Origin of the sequence: Luteimonas sp. MC1750 (assembly GCF_016615955.1) — a bacterium.
Taxonomy (GTDB): domain Bacteria; phylum Pseudomonadota; class Gammaproteobacteria; order Xanthomonadales; family Xanthomonadaceae; genus Luteimonas.
In genome coordinates, this window is record NZ_CP067113.1 from 646828 (window position 1) to 661196 (window position 14369).

Here is a 14369-nt window from a genome sequence, read left to right on the forward strand (position 1 = left end):
TCGTCCTGGCTCAGCGGTGGAGTTCGCCGGCGCGCTCGGGCTGGTAGGTCACTTCCTCGATCAGCACCTTGACGCTGCCGCCGCCCGGCTTGGGCCATTCCATCTCGTCGCCCTGCGACAGGCCGAGCAGGGCGCTGCCCACCGGGGCGAGCACGGAGATGCGGTCGGGGCTGCCATCGGCGTCGCGGGGATAGACCAGGGTCAGCTTGAAGGTCTCGTCCGGGCCGACGCGGAAGCGCACGGTCGAATTCATGGTCACCGTGGTCGGCGGGATCTCCTTCGGCGTGACCACGTCGGCGCGCAGCAGCTCGGCTTCGAGCGCCTGCCGGCCGGGGAAGGTGGCGTCGGGGAGGGACTCGAGCAGGCTCTCCAGCCGCTCGGCATCCAGCGTCGAGATGGTGATGTTGGGTCGGGTGTTCACGCGTGCGTCTCCTGCAATGCGTTTGCCGCCAGCAACGCGCCCCGGGCGACGTCTCGCGTCGGCCGGGGCGCGGGTGGGCTGGCGGCGATGGTGTTCGTTGCGGTCAATGTAGCCGCAGCGCGCCGCGATCTCAATCGGTCCGCGCGGTCCCGTCGTAGCGCCAGTGCCAGGGTTCGTGGACGATTCCGTGCGGATTGTCGCGCGGGTAGCTCATCGTGAACCCGAGCCCGCCGGCATTGGCCTGGAGCCAGGCGAACGCCGGCGTGGCCTCGAAGGACTCCTCGGCGGCCGGCTCGCCGGGCGCGCTGATGTCCACCGCCCGTCCCGAATGATGCTCGGACCAGCCGGGGGCGGCGTTGACCGCCAGGATCTCCGCGATCTCCAGGCCCCGGGCCAGCTTCCGCTCGACGATCCCGGCCTGGTAGTCGTGGCTGCGGTAGCCGGACACCGCCTCCAGCACGATGCCGTCGCCGGCGGCCGCATCGACCAGGCGCCGCCAGCCCAGGGCGGCGTCGGCGCGCAGCCAGAGCGCGCGGCCGTAGCGGTCGCGCCCGGCCAGGGCCAGCCACGCGGGCTCGGACTGCAGGGCCAGCTCCGTGCGTCCGGCATAGGCCTCGCCGTCGATGCCGAGCGCGTCCAGGCACAGCGCCAGCCGGGTCGGTGGAAGCGTCGGCACCGCATCGATTCCAGCGCGCCGTGCCCGCCGCGGCGGATGGGCCAGGGCGCGGAGCGCGGCGTCGAGGCCGGGTTCGCGTGCCAGCCTCGGCACCAGAGGCTGCAGGCCTTCGGCCAGGTCGGCCGCCAGCAGGGTGCCATCGCGCTTGCGCCGCAGCACGCTGCGGGCCCGCGCCAGCAGGCGCGCGTCGCGGTTGCCGCGCGCGCGCAGCAGGCCGCCGGGCCAGATCTCGATGTCCGGCGTGTTGACGAGGATGGCGTCGCGGTGGCGCATGGACACAGGCTAGCCGCTGGCGCGCGGGCCCGCCATCGCACGGGCCGCCGACGGCAGGTCTGCCAAGATGCCTGCCCCCCTTCCTGGAGCCGCCCGCCAATGACAGGTCGCAACGGCTATGCCGTGTTCTTCTTCCCGCAGGCGCTGGAGGCGCTCGGGGATGCCATCAAGCCCTATATCCAGGACAGCCCGGTGGTCGGGCCTCACGTCGCGTGCGACGAGGTCGATACCGCCGGCGCACTGATCGAGATGACGCTGAAGGGCCGCCTGCCCACCGGCGAGGAGGTGGACCTGGAACTGATGGTGCCCGCGTCGATGGTGCGCATGATCGTCTCGCGGCAGAGCGGCGGGATGTTCGGCTTCGGGCCGCGCAGCTACGAGGCCGCCGCGCCGCTGCCGATGCTGCCGATGGTCGGCCCGTCCGCTCCGCCGGCGGAGGCGCCGGCGCAGGCGGTGCCGGAGAGTGCGGACGCGGGATCGCCCGGCGTGGAGGACGTCCCGGCCGGGGACGCCGGCGGCAAGCCTGCGCCCTGAGAGGCGCCGCAACCGGCCGACGCGCGCCACCGGGTGCGCGCCCGCGCGGGCTCACGGGTTGGCGAGGTCGACCCAGATCAGGCGATGGTCGGTGCCGTCGATGATCCCGGCGCCATCCGTGCCCGGGGCCGGCCAGAACACCCCGGCATTTCGCAGGCGGAATCCGCTCGAGGGCAGCGCGTAGTCCAGCCGCAGCGGGCCGACGCGTGGCCCGAAATCGCCGGTGGCATGCCCGGCGTCACCGCGGCGGTCGGGCCGGTCGGCGCCCTGGGCATGCCGCGCGCCGGCACTGGCCGGCGGGTCGGCGCGCAGCACGCGCGGATGCGACAGCAGGCCGGTGATCGCCTCGTGGCGGCCGTCGCCGTCGACGGGGTCGTTGTTGAGGTCGCCGAGGATCACGAATCGCGCGCCTGGATCGAGGCCGCCGCAGCGGCCGGCGTCATCGCACAGCCAGCCGGCGCGGCCGCCGCCGAGGTATTCGGTCCACAGCCTGATCTCGTCGTGGTTGCGGGCGCCGTTGCGGTCCTCCGGGCCGTCGAAGACCGGCGGCGTGGGGTGCGAGGCCAGCATGTGCACCGTGCCCAGCGGCGTGCGCACCGGCACGTCCCAGTGCGATTTCGACGACAGGCGCAGCTGCGACCAGATGGCATCGTCATGCCAGGGTCCGCCGGTCGCGGGATCTACGGGGCGCGCGGCGCCCGGCATGGCACTCCAGCGCAGCCGCTGGAAGGTGCGGATGGCCGCGGTGTCGATGGGATGCATCGACAGCAGCAGCATGCCGTACTGGCCGGGATGCAGGCCGTAGCCCCAGGCGTCGTTGCCGCGCCCGCGCGCCGCGGCGGCGTCCTCGCCGTCCACCGGTCCGGCTGCGCCGACGTCGCCGCTGCGGTCGAGGTCCAGCCCGCTGGGAACGCCGGTGTTCACCGGCGCGAAATAGCGGTAGCGATAGCGCAGCGCATCGCCGCCGCCGGCCTGCGGTACTTCGAGGTAGTCGCGCTGGAAGGCATCGGCGGCGCGGCCGGACGGGTCGAAGTCGAATTCGTTGACCAGCACCACGTCGGGGCGGACGCGCTGCAGCACCGCGGCCACCTTGCGCGCGTCGCCGTCGCCGGCCTCGAGCCGGCGCAGCAGGCCGCCGGACGCGTCGGAATACAGCGAGGCGTTGTAGGTGGCCACGCGCAGCGTCGCCGGCTGCATCGCCTGGCCCGGATCACCGTGCACGTTCACGCGCACGCAGCCGGCGAGCAGCACGCACGCGGCAAGCGCCCAGGCTGCACGCCTGCCGGCGGACGCCATGCGGGGCGATTCCGGCGCGGCCGGCCGCATCCGGTGCAGGCGCGCACTCACGCCTCGCCACCGCGCGACAGCGGCTGCCAGGCGCGGCCGTCGAACTGTTCGAGGGGTTGGAACCTGCGCTTGTAGTCCATCTTCCGGTGTCCCGATATCCAGTAGCCAAGGTAGAGGTGGCGGCGGCCGTCGCGGCGCGCCCATTCGATCTGGTGGAGGATCGCCAGGGTGCCGAGGCCGCGTGCGGCGTCCGCCGGATCGTAGAAGGTGTAGACGGCGGACAGCGCGTCCTCCACCAGGTCGGTGACCGCCACCGCCAGCAGGCGTCCACCGGCACGCAGTTCGAGGAAGCGGCCCTGCGACCAGCTGCCGACCAGGAACTGGGCGAATTCCGGCTTGCCGTGGTCGTCCATGCCACCGCCGGGGTGCCGTCCGGTGAGGTAGCGGCGATACAGCTCGAAGCGCTCGCTGTTCTCGCCCGCCGGCAGGATGCGCGCCTGCACGTCGGCATTGCGCGCGAGGCAGCGGCGCTGGCTGCGGTCGGGTACGAAGCTGTCCACGGGGATGCGGACCGGCACGCAGGCGCGGCAGCCGTGGCAGTGCGGGCGGTAGACCAGGTCCCCCGAGCGGCGGAAGCCCCAGGACAGCGCGCGCGCATAGCTCTCGGCCAGGCGCGGGTCGCCGGGATCGAGGACCAGGTCGCGCGCGGCGCGCTCGGGCCAGTAGCCGCAGGGGTGTTCCGCGGTATGGAACAGGCGCAGCGCCGCCGGCTCGGTCATGGCCGGCATGCTGCGCAGGAGGCGGAAGCGACGCGATGCATGCGGGCAGGATACTGCGCCCGGTCGCAGCGGCCGCGACCCGGCTGGGAGCTGAACCCCGTTGCCGGCCGGTCAACGGTCGCGCGGTGCCGTGCGTTGAACGGGGCACTGCAGCACTGTCGCTGCCGCAAAGAGGAGTCACGCATGAAGCGTCATGCCCTGTTCTTCGCCACCGCCCTCGCGCTGGCTTCCGTGGGTGTCGCCGGCATGGCGGCCGCCCAGTCCCCGTCCGTCGCGCCCGCCAAGGCCGCCGCAGGCGACGCCACCCGCGACGCCAAATCGGAGCGCCCGATGCGCGATGGCCGGCATGGCGCCGGCCACCACGGCCGCCGCGGCCCGGGCGGACATGCCATGTGGGGCGGCGTCGAGCGCATGGACGCCGACGGCGACGGCCGCGTCAGCCGCGCCGAGTTCGACGCCGCGAAGGCGGCACGCGACGAAGCCCGCCAGGCCCACGCCGCCCGCATGGCCGAGCGCCGCGCGGCGCCTGGAACGGCCGCCGCCGACGCCCCGCCCCGCATGCGCGACGGATACCCGGACGGCCCGCGCATGGGCCGCCGTGCAGCGGTCGATTTCGACGCGATCGACGCCAATCGCGACGGCTTCATCGTCCGCACCGAGGTCGCCGCGCACCAGGAGCGCACGCGCGCGCAGCGTCGCGCCGAAGGCGGGAAGCGCCTTGCCGAGGCGTTTGCCGCCGCCGACCTCAACCGCGACGGCAAGCTGAGCCGCGTCGAGGTCGACGAGAAGATGCCGCGCCTGTCGAAGCGCTTCGCGTGGATGGACGACAACCGCGACGGCGTCCTCAGCCGCGCGGAGCTCGAGGCGGGCAAGCGCCGCTGAGCCTTTGCTCCCGTCGGACAGGGGTGGCCTCGGCCATCCCCTCCAGGCCCGCACCGCCAGGTGCGGGCTTTTTCGTGCCGCGAGGGCGCAGCGTTGAGCGGCCTCAGCCCTTGAAATACAGCAGCAGCAGCCCGCCGATGATGGCGAGGTTGCTGATCGCCACGCCGCTCGGGCCGAAGGTCAGCCGGTACAGCAGCTGCCGCATGCGCGCGCCGTCCGGATTGCGCATGGCGTCGCGGCGCAGCAGCGGCTTCATCACCCGGGCCAGCGGACCCAGCAGCTGCCAGTTGAGGATGGCGATCGCCGCCAGCGCCAGGGCGTAGGTCGCGACCAGGCTGTCGAAGCTGAAGGCCGCGGCGAGGGTCAGGCCCACGGCCACCAGCGAGGTCCAGATGTAGGTGTGGTAGACCCGCAGGATCCCGGCGCGCTCGGCGTCGTCGTCGGCATAGGCGGTGAGCATCTTCCGGCACAGCCACGCGGTCACCAGGCCGGCGAGCAGCCCGCCGCCCAGCGCGCCGGCCGTGCCCAGCACGCCCTTGCCCAGCACGCCGCCGATGACGCTGCCGCCGACCTTGGCGAACCCGGCGGCGGCGGCCGGCCGGCTGAAGCCGAGCATCGCGGTCACGCCGACGGCGAACGCGGTGCCCGGCGCCGTGGCCCGCGCGAAGTCGCCGAAGCGCGACAGCAGGTCGCCGCGCAGGCTCTTGCGCGCACGTGACAGGCGCTTGCGCACGGCCGCGTCGGACATGCCGAGCAGTTCCGCCACCTGGCGCGAGTTCTGGCCTTCGCGGTAATAGAGCAGCAGCACTTCGCGGCTGTCCTCGGGAAGTTCGGAGATGAGCTCCGCCGCCATGCGCTCGCGCTCGGCGTCGATCAGCTGCTCCTCGGGCAGGAGCGAGGGGTCGGCCGCGTGGCTGATCGCGATCTCCGCCGCTTCGCCGCCGATCGCGCGGTTGCGGTGCCGGCGCAGATGGTCGAAGGCCAGGTTGCGGGTGATCTGGCGCAGCCAGGGCAGGAAGCTCGACGGATTCTGCAGCCGCCTGAGGTTCTGCCAGGCCGACAGGAAGGCCTCCTGCGCGATGTCCTCGCTGGCGGTCGGATCGCGCGTGATCGCCAGGGCCACCGCGGTCACGGTGTTCTGGCTGGCGACGATGATGCGCGTATAGGCCTGTTCGCAGCCGCCGGCGGCGGCCGGCAGCTCGCGGTGGATGAGGGCGTCGATGGCGCAGGCGGTCATGTGCGGCTCGCGTGGCGGTGCCGGGCTGGCACCCGATCGTATCCAGACGGCGCCGGCCGCGGAACGTGACCGGCGGTCAGGGCGCCGCGTCGTCCAGCAGCCAGTCCCGGCCCTCGCGCCGCACCGCCAGCGTCCGCGGCGGCGCGGTGCCGACCGCCAGCTGCACCGTGCCGCGGCCCGATCCGTCGGTGGTGTAGCCGGAAACGGCCACCGCGACCCGATCGTCCCCGCAGGCGGAGGCGGAGAGCACGTCGAGGCCGGCGGCGGCCAGCTCACGCAGCAGCTCCGGCGCCGGGTCCGCGCCGTCGATGGACAGGCAGGCGCGCGGGTCGCCGGCAGCGGACAGCTCCGAACGGACCAGGGTCGCGGCCAGGGCGGGCGGCGTCGCCACAACGAAGGCGGTGTCCGGCAGCGCGGTGATGTCGGGAACGCCGGAGAGCGGCGATGCGGCCGGGGCCGCAGGCGCGTCCGGCGATGGCCCGGCGGTCGGCGTTGCCAGGCCCGCGGGCGCGGTGTCGTCGCGCCCGGCGCGCCAGGCGAGCATCGCCAGCGCCGCCATCACCGCCACCGCGAGCAGCAGACCGTAGCGGAAGCGGCCCCCGCCGCGCGCCGGTTGGGCGGCGGCAGCGCCGGCACCGGCACCGGCCGCCTGGCCGCTTGGCAGGAAGCCCTGGCCGCGCGCCGGGGACTGCAGCAGTCCGGCTTCGCGCAGCATGCGCCGCGCCTCGGGCTGCTGGTCCGAGCGGATCACCCAGACCGACGGACGCGGCGCACCGCCGCCGCCGTCGCGATAGCTGAAGTTGCCGCGGATCGCGCCGCGATAGGAGCGTCCGTTGCTGACCCGGGCCTCGATGCCGGCGTCGGTGAGCATCCGCGCGACCGCCTCGACGTTTTCGATGCGCGGGCTGGAGAAGACCTGGCGCACGTCCTCAGCCCGCCGCCGCCGGCGCCGCGGGGTCGCCGCCCACCACGCGGATCATGCCTTCCTGCGCGGTGCTGGCCACCAGCCGGCCCTGGCGGTCATAGATCAGGCCGCGCGCCAGCCCGCGCGAGCCCTGCGCGCTGGGGCTGTCGATCGAATACAGCAGCCAGTCGTCGGCGCGGAACGGGCGGTGGAACCACAGCGCATGGTCGAGCGAGGCCATCTGCACGTTCGGCGTGTAGTAGCTGATGCCGTGCGGGAAGGTGGCGGTGCCCAGCAGCTGGAAGTCCGAGGCATAGGCCAGCAGGGCCCGGTGCAGTTCGGGCGCGTCGCCGACCTTCTCGGCCAGGCGGAACCACACCTGCTGGTAGGGCGGGCGCTTGGGCGGATTGAGCTCGTCGCGCGGATAGACGTGGCGGAATTCGAACGGGCCGCTGCGGTCGAGCCAGCGCTGCACCTTGGTCGGCAGGGTTTCCAGCACCGAGTCCGGGACCGCATGCGCGGGCTCGATGTCCTCGGGTCGCGGCACTTCCGGCATCGACAGCTGGTGCTCGGCGCTGCGCTCCGCGTCCTGGAACGAGGCCGCGCAGAAGAAGATCACCTTGCCGTGCTGGATCGCGGTGACCCGGCGCACGGAGAAGCTGCCGCCGTCGCGGGTCCGGTCGACGTCGTAGACGATCGGATGGTCGATGTCGCCGGCGCGCAGGAAGTAGGCGTGCAGCGAATGCGCGCCGCGTGGCTGGGTCAGCGTCGCCTGCGCCGCGGACAACGCCTGTCCCAGCACCTGCCCGCCGAATACATACTTGGTGCCGATGTCGCGGCTCTGGCCGCGGAACAGGTTGTCCTCCAGGCGCTCGAGGGTGAGCAGGTCGAGGAGTTCGGAGGCCGGGGCAGGGGTGGTCTGGGGCATCCGGCGATTATAGGCGGCGGTCCATGACCGGCGGCCTGCGCGCCCCTGCAGGAGCGGCTGTAGCCGCTCCTACAGGAGGGGCTGCAGGGTGGTGGCGGCGAGGATGCGGTCCCAGGGGAACAGCGGGCCGGGGTCGCGCTTGCGGCGCACCTGCAGGCCGGGGTCGTCGCTTGCGGGAACCTGCTGCGCGTCGAGGTCCTCGTGGCCGGCGATCCAGCGCAGCGCGGGCAGCTCCGCGCACAGCGCCTGCAGGAGTGTCGACAGCGCATCGAGCTGCGGCCCGGGATAGGGCTCGTGCATCGCCTGGCGCCGCGAATCCAGCCAGTCGGGCCATCGGCCGCTGTTGACCAGTTCGATCCCGACGGAGCGGGGATTGAACCCGCGCACATGGTGGGCGATGCGCGCTGGCTCGACCCAGCGCTCGACCTGGCCGTCGCGGTCGATGTACCAGTGGCCGCTGTTGCCGGTGCCGCTGGCCGGGTAGAGCACGCGCGCGCCGTATTCGCGGGCGGTGGCGAGGTCCGGAAGCTCGGTGCAGTGGATCACCACCAGGTCCACCTGCGACAGCGGCCGCGCGTCCAGCAGGCGTTCGTAGGGCAGGGGGTCGATGCGCACGTGGCGGCCCGGGCTGGAGACGGCGGCGATGCTAGCATTCACGGTTCCCCCGGTACCGGCGACACCATGAGCCTTCGCGGCCACTGCATCCTGTCCCATGGCTTCGAAAGCGGCCCCGACGCGACCAAGGTCACCGCGCTCGCGGACGTGGCCGAACGCCTCGGATGGAGCCATGAGCGCCCCGACTACACGGCGTTCGACGCGCAGCGCGAGCTCGGCCGCCACGGTGACGTGGCCGCGCGCCTGGCCCACCTCCGGGCGCTGGTGGCGGCGCGCGCCGCCGACGGCCCGCTGGTGCTGGCCGGCTCGAGCCTCGGCGCGTGGATCTCCGGGGCGGTCTCGCTGCAGGCACCGGTGCGCGCGCTGTTCCTGATGGCGCCGCCGGTGAACCTGGCCTCGGCGCATCCGCTGCAGGCGGCACCGGTGCCGACCGCGATCATCCACGGGTGGGGCGACGAGCTGATCCCCGCCGCCGACGTGGTGGCCTGGGCCGCGCCGCGCGGCGACCGGCTGCTGCTGGTCGACGACGGCCATCGCCTGTCCGGCCACGTGGAGGCCTCGGCCGCGCTGTTCGCGGAACTGCTCGGGTCGCTCGCGCCGTGAGGTTCTTCGCAAGCTGCGGCAAGGGCCTGGAATACCTGCTGGCCGACGAGCTGATGGCGCTCGGCTGCGAGCGCGCCACGGCCACGGTCTCCGGCGTCAACGTCGAGGGCGAACTGGCCGACGCCCAGCGCGCGGTGATGTGGTCGCGCCTGGCCAGCCGCGTGCTGTGGCCGCTCGCGGAATTTCCCTGCGACAGCGAGGACGTGCTCTACCGCAAGGTCGCCGAGCTGCCCTGGGCCACCCACCTCGCGCCCGGGCGCACCCTGGCCGTCGATGCCCGCGTGTCCGGCGAGGGAATCACCCACGCGCGCTACGCCGCGCAGCGGGTCAAGGACGCGGTGGTCGACAGCCTGCGCGCCGAAACCGGCGAGCGGCCCGACGTCGACCTCGAGTCGCCCGACCTGCTGCTCAACCTGGTGGTGCGCAAGGGCCGCGCGATCCTCTCGGTCGACCTGGCCGGCGGGGCGATGCACCGGCGCGGCTGGCGCCGCTCGCAGGGCGACGCACCGCTGAAGGAGACCCTGGCCGCGGCGGTCCTGCTGCGTGGCCACTGGCCGCAGGTGTACGCCGAAGGCGGCGCGCTGCTCGACCCGATGTGCGGCAGCGGCACTTTGCTGGTGGAAGGGGCGTCGATGGCCGCCGACGTCGCGCCCGGACTGCTGCGCCACGGCGGCACGGCGCCGTCGCGCTGGAGCGGCTTCGACCTCGCCGCCTGGGACGCGCTGCGCGCCGAAGCCCTGGGGCGCGAGCAGGCCGGCCGCGAAGCGCTGCGCCCGGTGTTCTTCGGCAGTGACGTCGACCCGGCCGCGCTGCGCGCCGCGCGCGCGAACGCCGAGGTGGCGGGTTTCGCCGCGGCGATCCAGTTCGACGAGCGCCAGGTCGCCGCGCTGCAGCCGATGGCGCAGCTGCGCGGCCTGGTCGCGAGCAATCCGCCCTACGACGCGCGCCTGGCCGCCGATGCCCAGCTGTATCGCGGCCTGGGCGATGCGCTCCGGCGCATCGCGCCGTACTGGCGGGCCAGCCTGCTGTGCGGCGACCCGGAGCTCGCGCGCGCGACCGGGCTGCGCCCGCAGAAGGTCTACCAGCTGTTCAACGGCGCGCTGGAGTGCTCGCTGCTGGTGGCCGATCCGGTCCAGCCGCCGCTGCGCGAGGACAGCGCCCCGCGCCCGCTGAGCGCCGGCGCGCAGATGCTGGCCAACCGGCTGCGCAAGAACCTGCGGGCCTCGAAATCCTGGCGCGTGCGCGAGGACATCTCCTGCTACCGCGCGTACGATGCCGACCTGCCGGAATACGCGGTCGCGATCGACGTCTATACCGAGGCCGACGACCCCGACGCGACCTGGCTGCACGTGCAGGAGTACGCGGCGCCCGCCGACATTCCCGAGGCCGACGTGCGTCGCCGCTTCGGCGAAGTGCTGGCGGCGGCGCGCGAGGTCTTCGGCGTCCCGCGCGAGCGCATCGCCACCAAGGTCCGGGCGCGCGGCAAGGGCGGCAGCAAGTACGCCGGCGGCGCGGCCGAGCGCCGCGGCGAGTCCATCACCGTGCGCGAAGGCGCCGCGCGTCTGCGCGTGAACCTGTTCGACTACCTCGACACCGGGCTGTTCCTGGACCATCGCCCGCTGCGCGCGCGGCTGCAGCGCGAGGCGCGCGGAAGGCGCTTCCTCAACCTGTTCTGCTACACCGGCGCGGCCACCGTGCACGCCGGCGTGGGTGGCGCGGCCAGCACCACCAGCGTCGACCTGTCGGCGACCTACCTGCAGTGGGCGGCGGACAACCTGCGCGGCAACCGCGTCGACGGCCGCACGCTCGCCGGTCACGCGCACCGGATGGTGCAGGCGGATGCCGTCGCCTGGCTGGAGGCGGACACGGGCGAGTACGACCTGGTCTTCTGCGACCCGCCGACCTTCTCCAACTCCGCGCGCGCGGATGATTTCGACATGCAGCGCCAGCACGTGCGCCTGCTGCAGGCGGCGGTGGCGCGGCTGTCGCCCGACGGGGTGCTGTACTTCTCCAACAACTACCGGCGCTTCCGCCTGGACGAGGAGGCGGTGGCGGAGTTCGCGCACTGCGAGGACATCACCGGCGAGACGATCCCTCCCGATTTCGCGCGCAACCCGCGGATCCACCGCGCCTGGCGGCTGCGGCGCAGGTAGGTCGGGGGCCGCCTTCGCGCGCGGGACCGCAGCGTTGCAGGGGCGGGGCTTCCGCGCCGCCGTGGGGCCGCCATGATGGAGGGAGTCCCCTCCACAGGAGCCCGCCATGGCCCCCACCCGCTTCGATTCCACCCGCGTGGTGCGCAAGGTGCGCGGCCGCGCCGCGTCCGACGGCGCCGGCGTCAAGCTCACGCGCGTCATCGGCGGCCAGGAGCTGCCCGACCTCGATCCGTTCCTGCTGCTGGACGAGTTCGGCACCGATCGCCCGGAGGATTACCTGGCGGGCTTCCCCGACCACCCGCATCGCGGCTTCGAGACCGTGACCTACATGCTCGACGGCCGCATGCGCCATCGCGACAACCACGGCAACGAGGGCCTGCTGGTCCCCGGCGGCGTGCAGTGGATGACCGCCGGGCGTGGCCTGGTGCACTCCGAGATGCCCGAGCAGGAGGCCGGCCGCATGCGCGGCTTCCAGCTGTGGGTGAACCTGCCGGGGCGGGACAAGATGTCCGAGCCGCGCTACCAGGAGTTCGCGCCGGAGCGGATTCCGGTCGCGCATCCCGTGGACGGCGTCGAAGTGCGCGTGGTGGCGGGCGAACTCGCCGACCGCGACGGCCGCCAGGTGCACGGTCCGATCGACCAGCCCGCCACCTCGCCGCTGTACCTGGACGCGACGCTGGACGCGGGCGTGGCCTGGGAGCACCGGCTGCCCGAAGGCCACAACGCCTTCGCCTACGTGTTCGAGGGCGAGGCCATGCTGGGTACCGGTGACGAGGCGCGCGCCGTGGCCAGCCAGGAGTTGGCGATCCTCGGCGGCGGCGACCTGCTGCGCATCGAGGCCGGCGCGGCCGGGGCACGCGTGCTGCTGGTGGCCGGCCGGCCCCTGCGCGAACCGGTGGCGCGCCACGGCCCGTTCGTGATGAACACGCGGCAGGAACTCATGCAGGCCTTCGTGGACTTCCAGGAAGGCCGCTTCTGACGGAGCCGGTCATGGGCCGGCTGGTCATGACGCGGTCCGGGCCGTCGTGATCCGGCCCGTGCTGGCCGACCCCGGTCAGCGGTCGATCAGTTGATCGAAAGCCGGACGTCGTCGAAGCGCAGCGCCTCGGCCAGCGACATCGCGTGGGCGAGCTCTTCCTCGCTGCGGCCGCGCAGCGAGATGTGCGCCACGTGGCGGCGGTCGATTTCGACCTGCGTCTCGCGGACCTCGGTGCCGGTGCTGCCCGAGAGCTCGCCGCGGTACCACCAGGTCTCGCCGCCGTCGATGCGCGCTTCCTGCAGGCGGTTCGGGCGGCGCGGACGGAAGGTCGAATCGGTGGTGATCATCACCGCGAGCACCTGCTGGCCGTCGCTTGGGCGGATGGCCTTGCAGAAGGTATAGCCGCTGCCGTCGAGCGTGTCCCAGGCAAGGCCGCTGTTGGCGGGAAGCGTCGGGCAGGTGCCCACGGACTGGGCCTGGGCCGCTCCGGCCATCAGCAGGACGGCCGCGGCCAGCAGAGTCTTGGCGTACATGTGTTTTCCCCTTGGGGCGCGTGGAGATTGCGGCCCTTCCCCGATCCTGTCGGTGCGCGCCGTGCAAATCCGTGATGTGTGTCACGGATTGAGCGCAAGCGCATCATTCGCCAGCGGTTTTTCCCGCCGGATCGGGTTCCAGCAGTGCGCGTGCAAGCCGCAGCGGCTCGGGGAGCCAGTGCGCGCGCATGAAGCGCATCACCAGGTCGGCGGTCGATGCCAGCGCGACGCGGTGCGCCGGGGACACCACCAGCGGTGCGCGGTCGGTGCGACTGCGCAGCAGCCAGCCCACCTGGCGACGGGCCGCGTCGCGCAGCGGCGTATAGGCGCCGCGCGTGTCGTGGGTATCGGGCGCCGAACCCATCAGGATCTCGCGGGCCACGCCGATGCAGGGCACGCCGGTCGCGACGCCGGCATGCGCCGCCACGCCGAGTCCCTGCGGATGCGCGATGCCGTGGCCTTCGACGAAGGCGAGGTCGGGTGCATGCGGGAGTCCGGACAGGGCCGCGACCATGGCGGGCATCACCTGGAACGATCGCGGCGCATCGGCCCCGGGCCAGGGGTTCGCCACCTGCACCACCTGCCGGCCCAGGACGGCGAGGGTGTCGGCGTCCAGGAGCACCGCGGCGGCACCGGGCGTTCCGCCGTGCGCGGGCAGGTCGAACGCCAGCCCCGCGACCGTGCGCAGCGGAACCGCGAAGCCGTCGCGCCGCTGGACCCGTGAGGCCAGCCGCGCCTGGAGTTCGCGGGCATGCGCAAGCGTGCCATCCCATGCGTCGATGCCGGTGGCGGGCGTCGTGTCCATCGGCTCGAGGGGCCCGGCCATGGCGGTCAGGAGGTGCGCCCGGCGTCAGGCGGCTGTTTGAGTTCCCGCGCGAGCGCCTCCAGCCTGGCGGGCGTACCGACATCGGTCCAGCGGCCGCGGTGGTGCTGGCCGGTGACGGCGTTGCGGTCCATCGCCGCGCGCAGCAGCGGGGCCAGCTTGAAGCGTGGCGGATCGTCGCCGGCGCCGGGCATGTCGCCGATGGTGGCGCGCCAGTCCTGCAGCAGCGAAGGTCGATAGATGCCGATGCCGGCAAAGGTCAGGCGCGGGCCGCCGTGGCCGTGCACGCGGCCTTCGTCATCCAGGGAGAAGTCGCCCTGCGGGTGATGCGTCGGGTTGTCGACCAGGACGAGGTGCGCAGCGCCCTCCGGCTCGCGCGGCAGGGCGGCGAAATCCAGGTCGCACCAGATGTCGCCGTTGACCGCGAGGAAGGGCGCATCGCCCAGCAGCGGCAGCGCGTGCAGCATGCCGCCGCCGGTCTCGAGGGGAATGTCGCCCTCGAAGGCGTAGTGCAGGCGCAGCCCCCAGCGGCTGCCGTCGCCCAGGGTGGCGGGGAATTGCGGTGCAAGCCAGGAGGTGTTGAGGACCACGTCGCGCACGCCAGCGGCCGCGAGCTTCTCGAGGTGCCAGGCCACCAGCGTCCTGCCGCCCGCCTCGAGCAGCGGCTTGGGCGTGGTGTCGGTCAGCGGGCGCATGCGCTCGCCGAGTCCGGCGGCGAAGACGAGGGCCTTCACGGCGGCGC

16 protein-coding genes are annotated in these 14369 nt (G+C 73.5%); 5 read left to right on the forward strand and 11 right to left on the reverse strand.

The features are described from left to right. Positions 1 to 10: 10 nt before the first annotated feature. Together rnk and JGR68_RS03055 are read right to left on the reverse strand one after the other, a co-directional pair. Entirely contained in the window at positions 11 to 421 is a 411-nt protein-coding gene (gene rnk / locus JGR68_RS03050; RefSeq protein WP_199360437.1) for a nucleoside diphosphate kinase regulator, read from the reverse strand. A 130-nt stretch (positions 422 to 551) separates the two neighbouring features. Continuing rightward, the gene (locus JGR68_RS03055; RefSeq protein WP_199360439.1) at positions 552 to 1370 is read right to left on the reverse strand and encodes a M15 family metallopeptidase; all 819 of its coding nucleotides are present in this window, start codon (positions 1368 to 1370) and stop codon (positions 552 to 554) included. Between the two features lie 99 nt (positions 1371 to 1469). Here JGR68_RS03055 and JGR68_RS03060 point away from each other — a divergent pair, with 99 nt between their 5' ends. Continuing rightward, positions 1470 to 1904 carry a hypothetical protein gene (locus tag JGR68_RS03060; RefSeq protein WP_199360441.1) on the forward strand — a complete coding sequence of 145 codons (435 nt, stop codon included), beginning with the start codon at positions 1470 to 1472 and terminating at the stop codon, positions 1902 to 1904. Between the two features lie 51 nt (positions 1905 to 1955). On the opposite strand, the gene JGR68_RS03065 is transcribed toward JGR68_RS03060, so the two are convergent. Further along, the gene (locus JGR68_RS03065; protein ID WP_199360443.1) at positions 1956 to 3200 is read right to left on the reverse strand and encodes an endonuclease/exonuclease/phosphatase family protein; all 1245 of its coding nucleotides are present in this window, start codon (positions 3198 to 3200) and stop codon (positions 1956 to 1958) included. 47 nt (positions 3201 to 3247) lie between these two features. Continuing rightward, a complete protein-coding gene (locus JGR68_RS03070) occupies positions 3248 to 3979 on the reverse strand; it encodes an arginyltransferase (protein WP_199360445.1) in 732 nt (243 codons plus the stop codon). Positions 3980 to 4153: 174 nt separating this feature from the next. On the opposite strand from JGR68_RS03070, the gene JGR68_RS03075 reads away from it, so the two are divergent. Beyond that, positions 4154 to 4852, forward strand: coding sequence for an EF-hand domain-containing protein (locus JGR68_RS03075; protein WP_199360447.1), 699 nt, complete (start codon positions 4154 to 4156; stop codon positions 4850 to 4852). A 103-nt stretch (positions 4853 to 4955) separates the two neighbouring features. On the opposite strand, the gene JGR68_RS03080 is transcribed toward JGR68_RS03075, so the two are convergent. The 4 genes from JGR68_RS03080 to JGR68_RS03095 all read right to left on the reverse strand — a co-directional run bounded on the left by JGR68_RS03080 (position 4956) and on the right by JGR68_RS03095 (position 8536). Continuing rightward, positions 4956 to 6089 carry a sigma-70 family RNA polymerase sigma factor gene (locus JGR68_RS03080; RefSeq protein ID WP_199360449.1) on the reverse strand — a complete coding sequence of 378 codons (1134 nt, stop codon included), beginning with the start codon at positions 6087 to 6089 and terminating at the stop codon, positions 4956 to 4958. Positions 6090 to 6165: 76 nt separating this feature from the next. After that, positions 6166 to 7014 carry a DUF2007 domain-containing protein gene (locus JGR68_RS03085; RefSeq protein WP_199360451.1) on the reverse strand — a complete coding sequence of 283 codons (849 nt, stop codon included), beginning with the start codon at positions 7012 to 7014 and terminating at the stop codon, positions 6166 to 6168. A 4-nt stretch (positions 7015 to 7018) separates the two neighbouring features. Beyond that, complete coding sequence (gene tesB / locus JGR68_RS03090) at positions 7019 to 7921, reverse strand: acyl-CoA thioesterase II (protein WP_199360453.1); 903 nt, start codon at positions 7919 to 7921, stop codon at positions 7019 to 7021. A 69-nt stretch (positions 7922 to 7990) separates the two neighbouring features. Continuing rightward, positions 7991 to 8536 carry an N-acetylmuramoyl-L-alanine amidase gene (locus JGR68_RS03095; protein ID WP_234446620.1) on the reverse strand — a complete coding sequence of 182 codons (546 nt, stop codon included), beginning with the start codon at positions 8534 to 8536 and terminating at the stop codon, positions 7991 to 7993. A 66-nt stretch (positions 8537 to 8602) separates the two neighbouring features. On the opposite strand from JGR68_RS03095, the gene JGR68_RS03100 reads away from it, so the two are divergent. The 3 genes from JGR68_RS03100 to JGR68_RS03110 all read left to right on the forward strand — a co-directional run bounded on the left by JGR68_RS03100 (position 8603) and on the right by JGR68_RS03110 (position 12271). After that, positions 8603 to 9139, forward strand: coding sequence for a hypothetical protein (locus tag JGR68_RS03100; RefSeq protein WP_199360457.1), 537 nt, complete (start codon positions 8603 to 8605; stop codon positions 9137 to 9139). Next, positions 9136 to 11292, forward strand: coding sequence for a bifunctional 23S rRNA (guanine(2069)-N(7))-methyltransferase RlmK/23S rRNA (guanine(2445)-N(2))-methyltransferase RlmL (gene rlmKL, locus JGR68_RS03105; protein WP_199360459.1), 2157 nt, complete (start codon positions 9136 to 9138; stop codon positions 11290 to 11292). The genes JGR68_RS03100 and rlmKL overlap by 4 nt, the downstream gene beginning before the upstream one ends. A 106-nt stretch (positions 11293 to 11398) precedes the next feature. Further along, positions 11399 to 12271 carry a pirin family protein gene (locus tag JGR68_RS03110; RefSeq protein WP_199360461.1) on the forward strand — a complete coding sequence of 291 codons (873 nt, stop codon included), beginning with the start codon at positions 11399 to 11401 and terminating at the stop codon, positions 12269 to 12271. 86 nt (positions 12272 to 12357) lie between these two features. Here the strand turns inward: JGR68_RS03110 and JGR68_RS03115 are convergent, their stop codons facing one another. The 3 genes from JGR68_RS03115 to murU all read right to left on the reverse strand — a co-directional run bounded on the left by JGR68_RS03115 (position 12358) and on the right by murU (position 14361). Next, positions 12358 to 12804 carry a hypothetical protein gene (locus tag JGR68_RS03115; RefSeq protein ID WP_199360463.1) on the reverse strand — a complete coding sequence of 149 codons (447 nt, stop codon included), beginning with the start codon at positions 12802 to 12804 and terminating at the stop codon, positions 12358 to 12360. Positions 12805 to 12907: 103 nt separating this feature from the next. After that, complete coding sequence (locus JGR68_RS03120) at positions 12908 to 13630, reverse strand: endonuclease V (protein WP_199360465.1); 723 nt, start codon at positions 13628 to 13630, stop codon at positions 12908 to 12910. Between the two features lie 5 nt (positions 13631 to 13635). Further along, positions 13636 to 14361, reverse strand: coding sequence for an N-acetylmuramate alpha-1-phosphate uridylyltransferase MurU (gene murU / locus JGR68_RS03125; RefSeq protein ID WP_199360467.1), 726 nt, complete (start codon positions 14359 to 14361; stop codon positions 13636 to 13638). Positions 14362 to 14369: the final 8 nt, after the last annotated feature.

Coding starts and splice junctions, on each gene's coding strand:
- JGR68_RS03055 (WP_199360439.1), bottom strand. CDS start 1,370: ATGCGCCACCGCGACGCCATCCTCGTCAACACGCCGGACATCGAGATC.
- JGR68_RS03060 (WP_199360441.1), top strand. CDS start 1,470: ATGACAGGTCGCAACGGCTATGCCGTGTTCTTCTTCCCGCAGGCGCTG.
- JGR68_RS03065 (WP_199360443.1), bottom strand. CDS start 3,200: ATGGCGTCCGCCGGCAGGCGTGCAGCCTGGGCGCTTGCCGCGTGCGTG.
- JGR68_RS03070 (WP_199360445.1), bottom strand. CDS start 3,979: ATGCCGGCCATGACCGAGCCGGCGGCGCTGCGCCTGTTCCATACCGCG.
- JGR68_RS03075 (WP_199360447.1), top strand. CDS start 4,154: ATGAAGCGTCATGCCCTGTTCTTCGCCACCGCCCTCGCGCTGGCTTCC.
- JGR68_RS03080 (WP_199360449.1), bottom strand. CDS start 6,089: ATGACCGCCTGCGCCATCGACGCCCTCATCCACCGCGAGCTGCCGGCC.
- tesB (WP_199360453.1), bottom strand. CDS start 7,921: ATGCCCCAGACCACCCCTGCCCCGGCCTCCGAACTCCTCGACCTGCTC.
- JGR68_RS03100 (WP_199360457.1), top strand. CDS start 8,603: ATGAGCCTTCGCGGCCACTGCATCCTGTCCCATGGCTTCGAAAGCGGC.
- JGR68_RS03110 (WP_199360461.1), top strand. CDS start 11,399: ATGGCCCCCACCCGCTTCGATTCCACCCGCGTGGTGCGCAAGGTGCGC.
- JGR68_RS03115 (WP_199360463.1), bottom strand. CDS start 12,804: ATGTACGCCAAGACTCTGCTGGCCGCGGCCGTCCTGCTGATGGCCGGA.
- JGR68_RS03120 (WP_199360465.1), bottom strand. CDS start 13,630: ATGGCCGGGCCCCTCGAGCCGATGGACACGACGCCCGCCACCGGCATC.